Annotated in this window: 14 protein-coding genes; 6 read left to right on the top strand and 8 right to left on the bottom strand. The window is 40.6% G+C overall.

Annotation, left to right across the window (positions count from 1 at the left end; genetic code table 11):
* Positions 1-109 precede the first annotated feature (109 nt).
* Complete coding sequence (gene dnaK, locus EW142_RS04260) at positions 110-2,020, top strand: molecular chaperone DnaK (protein ID WP_130610118.1); 1,911 nt, start codon at positions 110-112, stop codon at positions 2,018-2,020.
* Between the two features lie 80 nt (positions 2,021-2,100).
* Here dnaK and EW142_RS04255 read toward each other — a convergent pair whose 3' ends face one another.
* Both EW142_RS04255 and EW142_RS04250 read right to left on the bottom strand, forming a co-directional pair.
* Positions 2,101-2,745 carry a response regulator transcription factor gene (locus EW142_RS04255; RefSeq protein WP_130610116.1) on the bottom strand — a complete coding sequence of 215 codons (645 nt, stop codon included), beginning with the start codon at positions 2,743-2,745 and terminating at the stop codon, positions 2,101-2,103.
* Positions 2,746-3,452: 707 nt separating this feature from the next.
* Entirely contained in the window at positions 3,453-4,310 is an 858-nt protein-coding gene (locus EW142_RS04250; protein ID WP_130610113.1) for a TolB family protein, read from the bottom strand.
* Positions 4,311-4,607: 297 nt separating this feature from the next.
* On the opposite strand from EW142_RS04250, the gene EW142_RS04245 reads away from it, so the two are divergent.
* The gene (locus EW142_RS04245; RefSeq protein WP_130610110.1) at positions 4,608-5,591 is read left to right on the top strand and encodes a carbohydrate kinase family protein; all 984 of its coding nucleotides are present in this window, start codon (positions 4,608-4,610) and stop codon (positions 5,589-5,591) included.
* Between the two features lie 20 nt (positions 5,592-5,611).
* Here EW142_RS04245 and EW142_RS04240 read toward each other — a convergent pair whose 3' ends face one another.
* Positions 5,612-7,924 carry a glycoside hydrolase family 65 protein gene (locus EW142_RS04240; protein ID WP_130610107.1) on the bottom strand — a complete coding sequence of 771 codons (2,313 nt, stop codon included), beginning with the start codon at positions 7,922-7,924 and terminating at the stop codon, positions 5,612-5,614.
* Between the two features lie 235 nt (positions 7,925-8,159).
* Between EW142_RS04240 and EW142_RS04235 the strand changes: the two genes are divergently transcribed.
* The 4 genes from EW142_RS04235 to EW142_RS04225 all read left to right on the top strand — a co-directional run bounded on the left by EW142_RS04235 (position 8,160) and on the right by EW142_RS04225 (position 11,679).
* Positions 8,160-10,061, top strand: coding sequence for a tetratricopeptide repeat-containing sensor histidine kinase (locus EW142_RS04235; RefSeq protein WP_130610104.1), 1,902 nt, complete (start codon positions 8,160-8,162; stop codon positions 10,059-10,061).
* A 1-nt stretch (position 10,062) separates the two neighbouring features.
* Positions 10,063-10,683 (top strand): response regulator transcription factor, encoded by a 621-nt coding sequence (locus EW142_RS04230; RefSeq protein ID WP_130610101.1) that lies wholly within the window; start codon positions 10,063-10,065, stop codon positions 10,681-10,683.
* A gap of 110 nt (positions 10,684-10,793) precedes the next feature.
* Positions 10,794-10,946 carry a hypothetical protein gene (locus EW142_RS16670; protein ID WP_165395221.1) on the top strand — a complete coding sequence of 51 codons (153 nt, stop codon included), beginning with the start codon at positions 10,794-10,796 and terminating at the stop codon, positions 10,944-10,946.
* A 97-nt stretch (positions 10,947-11,043) separates the two neighbouring features.
* Complete coding sequence (locus tag EW142_RS04225) at positions 11,044-11,679, top strand: peroxiredoxin (RefSeq protein WP_130610098.1); 636 nt, start codon at positions 11,044-11,046, stop codon at positions 11,677-11,679.
* Between the two features lie 140 nt (positions 11,680-11,819).
* Here the strand turns inward: EW142_RS04225 and EW142_RS04220 are convergent, their stop codons facing one another.
* The 5 genes from EW142_RS04220 to EW142_RS04200 form a co-directional block, all read right to left on the bottom strand.
* Positions 11,820-12,758, bottom strand: coding sequence for an NHL repeat-containing protein (locus EW142_RS04220; RefSeq protein WP_130610095.1), 939 nt, complete (start codon positions 12,756-12,758; stop codon positions 11,820-11,822).
* Between the two features lie 72 nt (positions 12,759-12,830).
* Positions 12,831-13,949, bottom strand: a complete 1,119-nt coding sequence (locus EW142_RS04215; RefSeq protein ID WP_130610092.1) for a helix-turn-helix domain-containing protein — start codon at positions 13,947-13,949, stop codon at positions 12,831-12,833.
* A gap of 197 nt (positions 13,950-14,146) precedes the next feature.
* The gene (locus tag EW142_RS16790; RefSeq protein WP_205783220.1) at positions 14,147-14,302 is read right to left on the bottom strand and encodes a hypothetical protein; all 156 of its coding nucleotides are present in this window, start codon (positions 14,300-14,302) and stop codon (positions 14,147-14,149) included.
* A 291-nt stretch (positions 14,303-14,593) separates the two neighbouring features.
* The gene (locus EW142_RS04205) at positions 14,594-15,724 is read right to left on the bottom strand and encodes an alpha/beta hydrolase (protein ID WP_130610086.1); all 1,131 of its coding nucleotides are present in this window, start codon (positions 15,722-15,724) and stop codon (positions 14,594-14,596) included.
* A 271-nt stretch (positions 15,725-15,995) separates the two neighbouring features.
* On the bottom strand, positions 15,996-16,988 hold the full coding sequence (locus tag EW142_RS04200; RefSeq protein ID WP_130610083.1) for an NAD(P)-dependent alcohol dehydrogenase: 993 nt from the start codon (positions 16,986-16,988) through the stop codon (positions 15,996-15,998).
* Between the last annotated feature and the right edge of the window lie 3 nt (positions 16,989-16,991).

The following is a 16,991-nucleotide window of genomic DNA, read 5'->3' as shown; positions in this document are numbered from 1 at the left end:
TTGTATGCATCAAAATATGACAGCTTGTCATATTCTATTGGATGGCATAGTCATTGACAATTGTTAAGCGAATTAGAAAAGAATTATCAACTGATATAACTTATATACAATGAGTAAAATAATAGGAATTGATTTGGGTACGACCAACTCCTGTGTCTCGGTAATGGAAGGTAACGAGCCAGTGGTAATCCCCAACGCGGAAGGAAAAAGAACAACCCCTTCTGTAATCGCCTTTGTTGAAGGCGGTGAAATAAAAGTTGGTGACCCAGCAAAAAGACAGGCGGTGACCAATCCAAATAAAACTATATATTCCATTAAGCGATTTATGGGGAACAAGTTCTCCGAATCCAAAAAGGAAGCAGACCGAGTTCCTTATAACGTGGTAAAAGGTGACAATGACACCCCTAGGGTTGATGTGGATGGACGTTTGTACACTCCACAAGAACTTTCGGCAATGATTCTTCAAAAAATGAAGAAAACAGCTGAAGATTATTTGGGTCAAGATGTTACACGAGCCGTAATTACTGTACCCGCATACTTTAATGATTCGCAGCGTCAGGCTACTAAGGAAGCAGGTGAGATTGCAGGTCTTACCGTTGAACGTATCATCAACGAACCAACTGCTGCCTCATTGGCTTACGGCTTGGACAAAAAGGATACAGACCGAAAAATTGTAGTTTTTGATTTTGGTGGAGGTACCCACGATGTATCCATTTTGGAATTGGGTGATGGCGTTTTTGAAGTATTGGCAACAGATGGGGACACGCACTTAGGTGGTGATGATGTGGACCAAAAGATCATCGATTGGTTGGCCGAAGAGTTCAAGTCGGATGAAGGTCTTGATCTAAGGGATGATGCCATGGCTTTACAGCGTTTGCGTGAGGCAGCTGAAAAGGCCAAAATTGAATTGTCGTCCTCTGCACAAACCGAAATCAACTTGCCTTATGTAACGGCCACTGCTTCAGGACCCAAACACTTGGTTCGCACCCTTTCAAAAGCCAAGTTTGAGCAATTGATTGATGACTTGGTGAAGCGTACCATTGCACCATGTGAAACTGCATTGAAGGCAGCCGGACTTTCAAAAAGCGATATCGACGAAATTATATTGGTAGGTGGATCTACCCGAATTCCCGCAGTACAAGAAGCTGTCGAAAAATTCTTCGGTAAGAAACCTTCCAAAGGAGTGAATCCTGATGAGGTAGTTGCCGTTGGAGCAGCCATTCAAGGTGGTGTTTTGACAGGAGATGTGAAAGATGTACTTCTTTTGGATGTTACCCCTCTTTCTTTGGGAATTGAAACCATGGGAAGTGTGTTCACCAAATTAATTGAGGCAAATACCACAATCCCAACAAAGAAATCTCAAGTGTTCTCTACTGCAGCAGATAATCAGCCTTCAGTTGAAATCCATGTGCTGCAAGGGGAAAGACCTATGGCTGCGGATAACAAAACTATTGGTAGGTTCCATTTAGATGGTATTCCGCCTGCGCCAAGAGGAACACCTCAAATTGAAGTGACCTTTGATATCGATGCGAATGGTATTATCAAGGTTTCGGCAACCGATAAAGCCACAAATAAAACCCAGGACATTCGTATTGAGGCTTCTTCTGGATTGACCGAGGAGGAAATCCAAAAAATGAAAGCTGAGGCGGAAGCCAACGCTGAAGCCGATAAGAAAGCGAAAGAAACCGCTGATAAATTGAACGAAGCGGATGGAATGATTTTCCAGACAGAGAAACAATTGAAGGAATTCGGAGATAAACTTTCTGATGATAAGAAAAAGCCTATCGAAGATGCTTTGGAAGAGTTGAAGAAAGCATACGAAACCAAAGATTTGGCTTTGATTGAACCTGCTTTGGAAAAAATCAACGAAGCTTGGAAAGTTGCTTCTGAGGAAATGTACAAAGCGCAGGCGGAGGGCCAACAAGCTGGTGGACCTTCACCAAATGGAGAAGATACCACAGGTACGGAGTCCAAAGATGGTGACAATGTAGAAGATGTGGACTTCGAAGAAGTGAAATAATTATATTTCAAGTATAAGAAAAAGCCCGACCATGGTCGGGCTTTTTTCGTTTTTAAAGTGTTTGGTAATCACAGGATTGACTATGCAGCATTCAAACGTCTTGTTTCAAGTTCCCGAATTTTTTGCAAGGCTTCTGATTTAGAATTTACATTGAGCTTAACATAGATGTTTTGAATATGAAAATTCACCGCACTGGTCGTTACACAAAGCCTATCGGCAATCATCTTGTATGTGAATCCTTGGGTCAGCAGTTCAATGATTTCATTTTCCTTTCTTGAAAAAGAATCAAAACTTCTGGTCTGGAACGAGCTGATGATTTTTTTGGCCACCTCATGTTCCATGGTAATGCCATGCACTTCCAATTCCTCCAAGGCATTGAAAAGCCGATCTCTGGATAGGGGCTTGGTAAGGTAACCACAGGCTCCTTTCTTAAAGGCTTCCTTTATCATTTCAAATCGGGCACGGTTGCTCATCATCAATATCTGTACAGCAGAATTTTTCTTTTTGAAATGTTCAATGCCGTCAACTCCTTTTACACCAGACAAGGAAACCTCGGAGATAATCACATCCGGACTTAACCTTCCGAATTCGGATAAAAGAGTGGTTACGGAAGGATATATTCCGCATAATTCATATTCTTCGGTATGTTCAAAATAAATTTGATATACCGACTTTAAATTTTCATCATTATCGATGATGGCGATTTTTAAGGGGATTTTTTTCATGATAAGATAGATTTGGGGGTTATCTGATTAAAAAAGGTCTTCCTATGCTCAATTTTGGGCATAAGTGGAGTGCTCGACACCCATCTGTGAAGAGTTATAATGATTGAAATACACCTTGACGAACAGTATAGTAGGCCAATGCAAGACAATCATGTCTTCATAACAGGTATGGACACGTTCTCTTTACCCTAGGTAAAACAAAAAATGTAAAGTCGAGGTTAGTGTATTAAAACACTAAAAAAAGTAGTTCGATTTCTCGTTGGGAAAACTTTTCTTTCGAGAGTTGCAGTTTTTTTTCATGGTAATACGATTTGGGTTTGCATTATTTCAAGATTTAAATTAGGAATTTTTATTCCAAAAAGAGAAAACTTGTAGTTGTTTTCGTTCAAATGCAGCCCCAAAATAAAGGTATTGGCTGAAAATTATAGACTTAAATAAAGACATTAATATCTATAATAACCTAATATTCAAGTATTTAAATAAAAAAAAGAACAGGATGTTTGAAGTAACATCCTGTTCTCGGTAAAAATCGGTCAGATTGAAATAATACAACCCGTTTCGTATGATAAACTTGCAGTTCCCCTCTGTCTAAATTATCATGGGTTAAGCATGATTAAATATTTCGGCAATTAAACAACATCAAATTAACCCTCAGGTAGTGGACCGATTTAACTTGTATTAAACCAACTTCCAAATCTAGTACTGGACTATTTGTCTACATAAACTGTACTGGTGTATTCGGTTTGCGAAGGATCGCTAAGCACATCCTGTAGGTCAGCATCGTTTTTGGCAACCACTTGGTTCTTTTCAGAAGCGCGGCCATAAGCTATGATATGCTGGGAAATAGTATGGTTTCTTCCCCTGTTTGAGACGACATAGCCTAATCCCTTAGTAGGACTCAATTGAATGGCATATTCATCCCTACTGCTATTGATATGACTTCCGAGATTTACGGATGCAGTCAATTTGTTGTGGGTTACTTGGGTGGCATATAGGTCAAGTCCGCCGTACCCTTCACGACCTTCGGAAGCGAAAAATAGCAAGGTACCATTGTGGATGCTTGGGTAAAGCTCGTCCTTTTTTGTATTGACCTTAGGTCCGAGATTTTTAGAAATTCCCAAGCTACCGTCAGATTTTATATCTGCTACATAGATGTCGTATTTACCATAAGTACCACGCATATTGGAAGCAAAGAACAAACGCTTTCCATCAGCAGAAATGGTAGGGTGTTTGGCTGAGGCATATTTTGGACAAACATCCAGTTCAGTAATATTTTTCCATTCACCGTTAATGTTCTCAGCTCGATAAATTTTATGAACCAATTCTTTTTTGGAAAATACCCCGTACAAAGGCTTTTGGTCTATGGCTTTGCTAAAATAAGCGATTTGGCCATTTTTAGTTACTGAGATAGAAGGTACATAGCCCTCAAGGGTGGAGTACTCACCAATAATTTTGGTTTCAGTTTCTAAGTTTTGTGCCAGGTCTTCTGTGTTTTGCGCATTGGCGTCAATTACATGAAGAAGAAGGCTGAAAATAAGTAGGTTAAAAGAGATAAACTTTTTCATGGTATTAGATTTGGGGGTTAATACATCACAAATTTGAAGAAAGTTTTGGGCTGTTTACTTATGAATTTTTCATAGGTTTTCACTTTTGTCGATTAAAAAATGCATTTCATCGAATAAATTTTTTAAAAAGACAAATCAATCTGGATTCAAATTGTTGATTTCCAGGTCAGAAAACATTTCGGCTCAAACCAGTGTTTGAAAAACAGTTTTTTATGGAATCAAGCTAAGCATGTATTTTAGGTTTCATTATTTTATACAGCTAGTTTATTTTCGTATTTTTTTATCAAATTCCAATAAATGTCAAACTATAATGTAGCGGTGCTTGGGCCCATACCCCGAGATCATATTACTACCCATCATGGAGAGGTAATTGAAAAATACGGTTGTGCCACACACACGGCCATTGGTTTATCGCGTTTGTTGGGAGATCAAGGAACCGTACATGTGGTCTCCCATGTGCGAAAGAGGGATGCCCAGCCAATAAGTGAGCTTCTTTCCTCTTACGGGAACATCAACACATCATATATCACTTCTGATTTGGACCAAGGTGATGTTATCCAATTAAAGTTTATAGATCAAAACAATAGGCAGGAAAAGCAAACTGGCTTTATGAATCCCATTCTTCCTGAAGATGTTAAAGAACTGTTGCATTGCGATGTTTTTGTTTGTGTTCCCATTACCGACTTTGAAGTTCCCCTGGAGACAATCAAATACATAAAGGAGAACAGTAAGGGCATTATTATTTTTGATGCCCATGGGCCTACCAATACGCTGACCATTTTTGGAGATCGAAAAATCAGGTTTTGGATTGATCGCGATATGTGGCTTCCATATATAGATGTACTGAAAATGAATTTGGAGGAATCGAATTGCAGCTGGTTTGAAAAAGAATATGACATTGAACATTTGACCCATTTTGATGGAGAAGGGAGAGCCCACCTTCCTCATTTGGGAAAACATGTCTTGAATCATGGTGTCAAATCTCTGGTGGTCACCTTGGATTCCAGTGGGGGAGTGGTCTATTACAAAAAGGATGGTCAAGTCCATGAAGAAATGGTGAAATCTGTGAAAGTGGACCACGTGGTCGACACCACAGGTTGCGGGGATTCTTTTGCTGGAGGGCTCGGTTTTGGCTTGTTGGAGGACGAAACCAATTATATAAGGGCGGCAAAATACGCTAATGCCCTTGGAGCTCAACGAACACAGGGCCGAACCTTTGAGGTATTCAAATCCAGGGAAGAAACCGATTCTATTTTACTTCAAAACTATGGTAGCATTTAAACATTAAAGCTATCTCTTTCTTAGAGTTTAAAAACAAGAGAAGCTTTCGGTTTCAAAAGTTCTGCGTTTTCCTTAAAATATACTTTTAGGCCGTGCTCTCCACCATCTGTTCTACGAAGGGTGAGGGCATCTTTGTCTAAATTGACAAGTAGCTCACACTGTTTGATATCCAATCGAAATGAAAGGCCTTCCCATTCCTTTGGGAGCTTCGGATTAAATCGCACACCATCATCAACCACAGCAAATCCAGCAAAGCCTTTAACAATGATAAGCCAAACCCCACCGGCCGCAGCAGTGTGGATTCCTCCTAAAAAGGAACCTCCGCTTAAAACCTTTTTACTGGCATTGTACAAATCGATGGTAGCCGACTCCATAAAGTAGCGGTAGGCTTCTTCTTCATGGTTTGCTTTGCAAGCCACCAAAGCATGTACACTGGGGCTCAAAGATGAGCCGTGTTCGGTTCGTGGTTCGTAGTATTCGTAATTGGCGGTGAGCTCTTCTTGGGAAAAACCTTCCAACATGGCCATGAGTTGAACCACATCTGCTTGTTTGAGTACTTGGGTGTTAACTGCTATGCCATTAGGCCATCCCCAGTATTCACCGGGATCAATGAGTCGCATTCGGAGTGCATCGGGTTCGATGTCCTCTAATTTGAAATAACCATCAAACTGTTCAATAAGATGGGTTTCTGGATGGGTTTCTGGAATATAGAGCAAGTCAGCGATTTCTTTCCAACTGTCATAAGCGGTTTCCGGCAGTTCAATTTTTTCAGATAGGGCTGCCAGTACTTTGGGGTTTTCCTTGTTCAATTTTTGATAAACCTCGCAAGCTTTTTGAAGGGAATAGCGTGAGAGATAGTTGGTGTAGGCATTGTTGTCCACATTCTCGTGGTACTCATCAGGTCCCAACAATCGGATTATTTCATATCGGTTTTTGTCCTTTTTAAAATGAACCCTTGAAACCAAGAACTGCGCTACTTCAAAAATAATCTCAGCACCTTGGTTCACCATAAAATCCCAATCCAAAGTAGCCTCATAATACAGCCAAATGCCATACACCACATCTGGAGAGACATGTATTTGCCAACAGTTAAAGTGGTTTCGAATAGGTCTTCCGGTCAATACATCGGTAAAGAAGAAATCCGGAAACAGTTCATCTCCTGTTTTCCCACTGGTCCAAGCATAGAAAGCCCCATAATAGCCAAGATTTTTCGCTTTTCTTTTGGCTCCTTGCAAAGTATCGTGTCGATAGGCCACCAACTTTTGGGCGATATCGGGATGGGTGTACACATACATGGGGAGATTAAAAGTTTCCTGATCCCAAAAAGCTGCCCCTTGGTATACCTGGCATGAGAGACCTCTTGCTCCAATGGGAAGATTATCGTGTGTAGGGGTTGCAATATACGCTTGATAGATATTGAACCGGGTCAACACCTGGGCTTCCAAGTTCCCCTGAATTTCAATATCAGATTTTTCCCAAAAAGCTTCCCAATGTTTTTTATGTGCAAGCTTGAGTTCGTCGTAGCCAAGTTGCAGTGCTTGTTTCACTTCATCCCTTGCCAGACCTAAAGGGTCTTCCACTTCATTGGAATGGATTATGGAGACCACCTTTTCCAACACGATTTCCTCATCCTTTTGCAGGTCAAACTGAAATTCCCTGAAGAAACGCTTCCCTTCTTTATTCAATGTGCTCCCCTCGGGTTGGCGACCGGAAATGTAAATGCCTTCCACCACGCAAATCTCGGTATTCATCTCATAGGTGTGCTGCTGAACTGCGATGAGATGGTCTTTCTCCGTTGTATCGAAAGATTTAAAATGCTCCCCATTGATACTCCATACCTCTCCATCAATTCCGGTTGTGATTTGAAACATACCAGCGCTTAGAGCTTTAAATGCGTAGCGCATCACCAATAAGTGATGGTTGTCATGACTTGCAAATTTTTCAACTTGTATCTGAACCTGACTTCCTTTTGGGGAAGTCCAGGTCACTTTTCTTTGATTTATACCATGTTTTAAGTCTAGAGACCTTAAGTATTCTGTGGTTTCACCTTCAAAAATTGAAAGCTTCTCCTTATTTATACGCAGCTCGGTAAAAAGCCCGTTGGGAACATTGCACAATTCGCTCCATCGACTTCCTTCCGCTTGGTCCCATGTATCTGTAACCACACAGGCAACATATTCCTTGGCTCCCCACTCCTCAAAAGTTCCACGATAGCCGAGATAACCATTACCAATCATGAAATTACTGCCAGTGGTCACTAACTGAGCTTCATCAAAAGAGTTTTCTATGATATCCCAACCTGAAGAAGTGCGAATGTTGTTCTGTAGTTGCATAGGGGAGGTGCTATTTAAGACTTTTCCATTTTAACGAGAAGGCTCGAAAATAGTAATAAAACCAAACTAACTCAAGTGAAATGGAACAGAATGTCGACACCTTGGGTTTTTCAATTTATAATCGGTATCTGACCGTTTATATAAGGAACTTTGGGATACATACATTTCTCTAAAATTGAAGGCTGATATCCACTAGTTTTGAAGTTGCGAGCAATACGGGGTAGTCCTTTTTTCAATGCGCAAAGAACTGGTTTTCATTTTTTATCTGCTACTGCTATTACCTTGGGTTTCAAATTCACAAAACCTTCAAATTGATAGCTTAAGGAATGCTTTGGTCCATACGGAGGATACCGATTCGAAAGCAGCCTTACATTTATCCCTTTTTAAAGCACTAAACAGAAAACAACCAGATTCTTCTCTGCAACACCTTAAAAAAGCGCTCCTATTTTCCAAAGGTACCCAGAACGATTCCCTCGCGGGTTCTTTAGATCTGGCGCAAATCGAAAACCATTTGACATATCATCGCTATGACAGCGTATTTCATTACACTAATAGCGCTCTAAGTAGAAAGCAAAGTCTCACTCCTAAACAGATTGTTGGTGTGTATACCATGGGCGGGCTAGCGCACTACTATCGCAGTGAATATGCCAAAGCAATTTCGTGGCATCTGAAAGCGGAAAAAGTAAGTAGCCTTCATAAGCTTGGAGAGGGAAGGGCCCGGGTTTTGAACAATATTGGGATTTCCTATATTAAATTGGAAGATTGGTTAAATGCTGAGGCGTATATGGCCAAGTCCCTAGCCCTTTGCTATAAGTATGATTTAAAAAGAGGCACTTCATATACATTGGGAAATTTGGGCATTATCTACAAAAATCTCGGCCGCTTTAAAGATGCGATCAATGCTTACCTAGAATCCAATGTGATATGTGAAGAACTGCGAGACCAACGTGGGATTGCCCGCAATTATGACAATCTTGGATCCTTATATGAAGAACAAGGGGATTACCGTCTGGCTTTGGAGTATTACCAAAGGAGTTTGGAAAAATCAAAGGTCAACAATGATTTGACCTCCATGAGCAGTGCCTTGCACAATCTTGGAAATTTGCACTCTAAGCAAGAAAGGTATCTCGACGCAAAGAGCAGTTACACGAAGAGTCTTGAAATTGCCAAGCGTTTGGATTTGAAGGACGCCTTGCGAAATAACTATTTGGGGCTTGCTAATGTACATGAACTCATAGGAGATTTCCCTCAGGCATTGGCATACCATAAGTTATATGGGAACTGGAAAGACAGTATTGTAAATGAGTCGCACTTAAAGGACATAAGCGAGTTGGAGATCAAATATCAATCCGAGAAAAAGGAAAAGGACATCTTGGCGCTTTCTGAAGAGAAATTAAAGGCCGATATAAATTTGGCCAAGCAGGATTCAAAAATTCGCAAACTAAGCATTGGGATTGCGGGTATCATACTCGTTTTTGCCCTGGCTTTTGTGCTATTTAGACAACACAACAAGAACCAAAAACAGAAAGATTTAATCGGAGCGATTGCAGATACCCAATTTGCCGAAAGAAAGCGGATCTCTCAAGACCTTCATGACAGTGTTGGAGGTTCCTTGGCCCTTGCCAAAAACAAACTGCTCAATTTACAGGATGGGGAATATAAAGATGCCGAGGAAGTTGATACTACTATAAAAATACTCACAAAAACATCAGAACAAGTGCGTCAAATTTCACATAACCTCATGCCTGGCGAGTTGGTGAAATTTGGATTGGTATCTGCCATACAGACGACTTTGGACCACCTTGAAGATTCGGAGTTAAGCGTGCAGTTGTTCGCACATGAAATGGAAAATAGAATTGATTCTACCAAGGAAATATATCTCTTCAGGATTTTTCAGGAAATCATACAAAACGTTTTAAAGCATGCCAAGGCCAGTCAACTGAACATCTACCTGAACAAACATAAGAACTACATGAATCTTATGGTGGAAGATGATGGAATTGGTATAAAAGTAAACAGTAAGCCCGGAATGGGCCTCACCAATATCAAATCCCGGGTGGATCACCTTAAAGGTACGGTAAACATAGATTCCGTTGTTGGAAAAGGCACTACCATGAACATACAAATTCCCATATAGCATGATACGATTAGTTTTGGCCGATGATCATGTAATGTTGAGACAAGGGTTGGCTTCGCTTTTGAATGAACAAGCCAACATGAAGGTAGTGGCAGAAGCTAACAATGGCAATGAAGTTCTGGATATCCTGAGCCATGAGACCGTCGATGTCCTTTTATTGGATATTGAGATGCCAGGAATGGATGGTTTTGACACATTGCGTGAGATTCGTAAACTGCAGATACCTCCAAGGGTCTTGGTTTTGACCATGCATAAATCGCCCCAATTTTTAAAGAACATTTTTTCCGCAGGTGCCAATGGATATTTGCCCAAAGACTCTGGTAAAAAAGTTTTGGTTGAAGCCATATTGACCCTGCATTCTTCGGGGTCTTTTCATACTCCCGAGACGATGAAAATGGTTATGGATGGTCTGAAAGCCTCCAAAAAGTCGGCTGGGATATCACAAAGGGAAAAAGAGATTATACAGCTTATCGCAGATCAGCATACCACTTCAGAAATAGCCGAGAAACTTTTCTTAAGTACCCATACGGTAGAGTCGCATCGCAAAAATATCCTCCTTAAGCTGGGACTTAAAAATTCTGCCGGCCTGGTAAAATATGCCATTCACAGAGGATTGATTTAACCACAAAAATCGCTTCCTACCTGTTTTCGGCCATTTTTGATTTTGGTGTTTTTCCGTTAAAAATTCCTGATGTTACCTTGATAATTTTGACTAACATAAATAGATAAACCATGAAAACAGTCAAAATTTTTTTAGTGTTAGCTTTTGTTTCTGCAGCATTCATTTCTTGCTCAAGTGATGATGAGGGATGTTATGACCTGGGCATTGATAGTGAGGTACATACTTCTACAGATGCATCTGGGAACAAAAGCTTAAACGATTAATGGACAATTACGTCCAAAAATTTGTACAACATGGGATAGCTTAACAGGTAACAGACTTGTTGGCAAGAAAATCCCATATATTCTAATCATATAACTAATGAATGTTATTCAATTGGGGGATAAAGCCCCGAACTTTATTGCAGACTCTTCGAAAGGAAAAATCGATTTTCATGAGTGGCTGGGTGAAAGCTGGGGAATGTTGGTTTCCCACCCGGCCGATTTCACGCCGGTTTGTACAACAGAACTTGGCATGATGGCCAATTATGGGGAAGAGTTTGAAAACAGAAATGTGAAAGTGGCCGCCATTAGTGTTGATCCTTTGGAATCGCATCAGCGTTGGATAGAGGACATCAACGAAACGCAGCATGCATATGTTGACTTTCCATTGATTGCTGATGATGACCGCAGTGTTTCAGAACTATACGGTATGATTCATCCGAATGCCGATTCTACGATGACCGTGCGATCGGTTTTTATCATCGCTCCCAATAAAGAGGTGAAGCTAATGCTGACATACCCTGCGTCAACCGGTAGAAATTTTGATGAGCTTTTGAGGGTCATTGATTCCTTACAGCTTACGGCTTATCAAAAATTGGCCACACCTGCAAACTGGGAAAAAGGGGACAGGGCTGTAATCGTGCCCTCGGTATCCGATAAGGAGGCAGCTGAACTGTTTCCCGCAGGGTTTGAAACGGTAAAGCCTTATTTGAGACTTGCCGAGTTGCCTGCTTAAAAATGTTTGCATTGAATTCCTTTGGGAACATAGTGTCTCTTAAGTTTAAAACCAGTAGACTTTCGGTCTACTGGTTTTATTAAAATTAAATTCAACCTGATGGGCAACACACGAACCACTTGATCAAATTTGCAATACCCCTAAAATAATTTAATGGCCCTTAAACTTCCTGAACCTCCAAATTCTGAGATATACAGAATGTTTCTAATGGGATCGGCCGCTATGCCATTCGGGGCATTGAAGGTAGCTTCCAGTAAAAGACCATCAGTAGTGGAAGCCACACCTGTTCCAGCAAAAACTTCAACCTCTCCTTTAAGGCTTACCTTATATATAAGATTTTCACCAATTGCTGTTCCATAAATAAACCCTTTGTGATAGGTGATATAGCCCAGAACAAAATTTTCTATCACAACGGGAATAGAAGCAATAAGCTCAACCTGACCGTCCAAACTGACGGATAAAATCTGTCCTGTTGCATAATTTCCAACCAGGAGATTGCCGCGACCATCAAAATCGATACCGACACCACCGGCAAGCCTTACATCATTGGCAATTAGAGTGACCTCTCCTTCAGGTGTTACCTTGTGCACAGTGGGAGTGCTAAAGTTAGAAATGTACAAGTTGTTTTTTGTATCCAAAGTCATACCTGATGGGAAACCTTCTATGGTCGCCAATACGGTTTGCGTACCGTTTTTTGCAATTTTGAGAATGTCGGCACTCACAAAATTGTTTGCATTGTTTACATAGACGTTCCCGCTTTTATCCACAGCGTTACCGAGAGGACCAGTCAAGTTTTCTGCGATGGGAACAAAGTCCATCTTACGTGGATTGACCTTCAATATGGTGGTGCCCGTGCCACCACTTGCCCCAAATTGGCCAAAATTACTGGCATAAACACTTCCGTTTCGGCCTACCGAAAGGGCATCGTTGGCAGGAAAATTGGAGATGAGGGTCTCTACTTCCGCATTTTCTTGATTTGGAACTTCGCCTCTAAAACAAGACGAAACTGAAACGGCCAACGCAATCAGAAGGCAATGGATTGTAGAGGATTTACTCAATACATAGTTTGTTGTTTTCATCGATCAATTTTTAAAGTTTCTTCAATGGTAGGCATCAAAACCATCAAAATCGACCGTATGTGTACAGTTGAACTATTTGCTTTTTAATTTTTTGATATAGTTGCTTGGGGTTTCCTTCACCAGGTCCTTAAAGGCTTTATTGAAGGTGGATTTGGAATTGAAACCGACTTCTAGGCAGAGGGTAAACAAGGTCTTGGTCAAGTGTTCCTTATTCTCCAGCTTGTTCAGAAAGGCAGCAATTCGAAACTGATTGACAAAATCATAGAAGCTGGTTTTGTATATATTGTTCAATAACCACGATAGGTTATTTGAGGAAGTCTTAAGCTTCGCGGATAGTTCATTAAGGGTAAGTTTATTGTTCAAAAAGACCTGTTCCTGTTCAATCAATAAATCCAATTGTCTTTTTAAGGATTCAATCTCAGCGGGGTTGAGTCGATTTTTGTTTTCTGATTTTTCCTTGTCTTGAAATTGAACCCTAAAAATTTCAGGTTGCTTCAGGGCGTAAAAACCAATTACATAAATCACCAATGGCAACCCTATCCATATGGTGCTATAATTAAAAAAGGGTAGGGAGTAGCCCAGTATATATCGGCCCAAATAGCTACCACCCCATACCAAAATCAAAATTATGCTCAAGATCATCAGCACTTTTGTGAACTCTACAGCTCCTTGGTTAAATGATAGTTGTTGTTTTTCCATTTTCTGATAATCTATCAACAGCTTAAGAATTTTAAGATAATAATAGAAATTAAGGAGAATGGCGATTCCCTCAATCAACATAAAGGGGTAGAATAAATCTCCGGAAAAGTATTTGGAATTATATCCTTCAGTGCCCAACACAAACACGTATACCAGAAACAGACAAAAAATGGCCGCTGGCAGCAAATGAATGTAACCCAGACTAAATTTTTGAGTTGGCTTAATGAAAAGTCTTCTAAAATAGAGATGTCCCAAGGGCCCAAAAAGGAAAATGATTATATCGGGAACATTGGCCCATTTTAAAAACCATAATCCTTGAATCCTTACAAATAGAATTCTTGCGACAAGCATAGCACAAGCCAGTACCAGAAGTAACGAAAGTACCTGGTTTGCAGATTTGTTGTTTTTATGGGCCAAGGGTAGGGTTATGGCCAAAAAAATACCTTGCGCTATACCAAGAAAAACAATAAAGTCAACAATACTTAGGCTCATTGTTTTACAAAATTCGATGGTTACGGTCAGAAATTCGACCTAATGTATACAATTGCACGCATAAAGCTGGTGTTGCCCAAACCAAATCGGATGAGTAACGAAACCCTAAGATAGGCTAACAGCGGAGTGGTAAAAAACCCAATGAATTTGTAATTAAAGGGCTATTAATGCAGGGTTACAGATTTTTAAAATTGAACTTAACTCAGTTCTTCAGCCATGGCCTCGAGATTTGATAGCCCTTTTTCAACCGTTCCGTCGGCTACCCCATAAGGAATGTTTCCACCTCCATGGACTGACTTTTTACTTTTTTCCCTTTCAGAGGAATCCCATTCGTTAAGACTTTTTTCTCGCATACGTATGGCCTTGTTGGTGGAACAGTTATAGAGTCCGAACAAAAGGAAGAGCCAGAAGGCAAGTTTAATAAAACCTTTAAGGCCCCTGGTATTAAAATGGAGAAACCTTATAATATGCAAAAGGTACATGATACTGCTATTTGATTGATTTGAGGGGCAAAAGTAAATTCAAGTAGCAGTGCAATGCATTGACTTGGGTTAAGAAAGGTGTCTAATGCAATTCCAAATGTGTGAATAATTTATGTCGAGGTAGTTGGTTCACGTAATCCGTTCTTCGAAAAAAGCCGGATTCTATTCGGACGATGTGGTATCCGAATACATCCTTTTCAAATAGGGAGAGTTGGGATAATATTTAAGTGCTAGTTGAAGAACTTCCTGTGCTTCTTTGTTTTTTCCTTGGCGCTTTAGCCTTCTCGCCGTCCCCGATAAAGTTTGGGCCGCGTAGAAGGAATCCTCGAGGGGTAGGATTTCAAACCCATACTGTGCGGAAAGCTTATCATAAAATTGCCTTATTTCCTTAGCAGGGTTTCTCGCTTCCCAAAAATCGCGGTAAGGTATGGTCCAGGTGGAGAATGGATAAATGTTTTCCAAGCCGTGCTTAATACCCAAGGTAGCCATTCCATAGTGATTTTCATTTTTTAGGATTTCTATCCTGTAGTTAATCTTTGGGTTTGCGGTTCTCTCAAGTCGCTGATTCAATTCAACATAGGCCAGGGCCTCTTCCTTGGGTCTTCTTTTTAAATCGTCACTTGCTTTTCCAATGTAAACGGCACACTTGGACCTCTCCGGCTCCTGAATAGCGTGCAGTACTCTTTCCTGTATGGTCTTGCCAGAGGTGGTTTTTACGGCCAACTCTGCCGCTAAAACAATATAGCCGTCGAACAAATCGGGCTGGTTCCAAAATGCTTCCAATACCGGCCCAAAGGTAGGTGACATGCCGATTATGGTTCGGTGTGGGTTTACCTTATAATTATTTTCCAGATAATTATTCAGTTCCTCCCCGACAAACTTGAGGTAATCTTTGATTTTTTTGCCATCGGCATCTCCAAAAAAAGTACGGCCATCGGGATAACTTAATGGCATGGCCATATCATACCGTTTTCCTGGACTATTTGGAATTCCCACCACAATGCTTTCTGGCATTTCATTTCTAGAAACTTTGATTTTTACTATACCGTTTGTGATTTCGAATAAATATTCAGCGTCCAAAACGAAAATGACAGGGTACTTGTGTTGATTTCTATTGTAATTGGAGGGTAGTGATATAAATACCTCCCGGTCTTCGTTTAAAGCTTTGGAAAAAAGGCTAAAGCGCTCTCCAATTACAATTTCTTGATTGCTTTTTCCGGAGTTCTGCGCAAAGCATATCAAATGTGAGCTCAGCAAAATAGCAGGTAGTAAAACTGCAACTAATCGCTTCATATGGTTTTTGGGTTTGTTTATTTCAAGTTTTGGGCGAATAAAATATTGATATCTGCAAAACAATAATCCCTATTAAAATCAATCCTTACTATTCCTTACCATCAAATAGCATAGTTGCTTTTTTTATGTTGATTTCATAATCAACAAGAAAGCAAAGGGCCATTTTCCATGGTAAATATCGGTTGTTTTACATCTGCTCACTACCGTTCCCCGATATTTAACAACAAGGGCAAACCCAATTCTCAATAGTTTGTAAGCGGCAGCAGTGTTTTCAGGGTTCGGTTTGCAAGTTGTGATCTATAGCGATGACCACATTCCCCTTTTTCTTGCCTGTCTCAACATATCTGTGGGCTTCTGCTGTTTCCTCAAGCGGATAACGTCTATCAATGACGTACTGTATTGCCCCTTTCTCTATCAATATTTTTAAGGAGGCAAGATCTTGCTTAAGTACTTTGGCAGTTCGCATATAGGTAGCAGCAAAACTGGCTTTTTTCTTGCTGAAAAGAGAAGTCCATATCATATGCAAAACGGTGGATAATCCCGTGGTATCGAGATAAATTCCATCTAACTCCAAGGAATTTTTGCAATCTAGAAATGAGCGCTTACCGACGGTATCAAAAATAATATCGTAGGTTTCACCATTTTGGGTAAAGTCCTCTTTGGTGTAATCGATGACCCGATCGGCCCCTAACGATTTTACCAAGGCCAGATTCGAAGCGCTGCAGACACCGATGACTTCGGCGCCATAGTATTTGGCAAGTTGAATGGAAGCGGTTCCGACCGACCCAGAGGCTCCATAGATCAACACCCTTTGACCCCGCTGGATTTTTGCTTTGTTTTTGAGAAAGTTGAATGCGGTTAATCCACCTTCAATAAGAGCCACGGATTCTTCATAGTCCATATTGTTTGGTTTCGTGATCACGGCGGCATCTTCTGGTAGGGAAATGTATTCGGCATTGGCACCCAATGTGATGCCTGTAAGTCCAAAAACTTTCTGCCCGATTTTAAAAGAAGAGACATTTTTGCCCATGACTTCAATTTCACCAGCAAGCTCCATTCCCAAAATGTTGTTTTTTGGTCTAAATAACCCGCTGAACAATCGGGTAAAAATGGGTTCACCCTTTCGACCAATAAGACCCGCAGTAGTAACAGTTGCTGCATGAACCTTCACCAGTATCTCATTGTCTTTGGGCATAGGGGTGTCAATTTCTTGAAGCTTTAGAACTTCGGGCCCTCCGTATTTGGTGCAAACAATCGCTTTCATGTT

Origin of the sequence: Flagellimonas allohymeniacidonis, from assembly GCF_004296335.1 — a bacterium.
Taxonomy (GTDB): domain Bacteria; phylum Bacteroidota; class Bacteroidia; order Flavobacteriales; family Flavobacteriaceae; genus Flagellimonas; species Flagellimonas allohymeniacidonis.
Note: the sequence above shows the minus strand (reverse complement) of the source record. Positions and strands in the feature narration are given on the sequence as shown.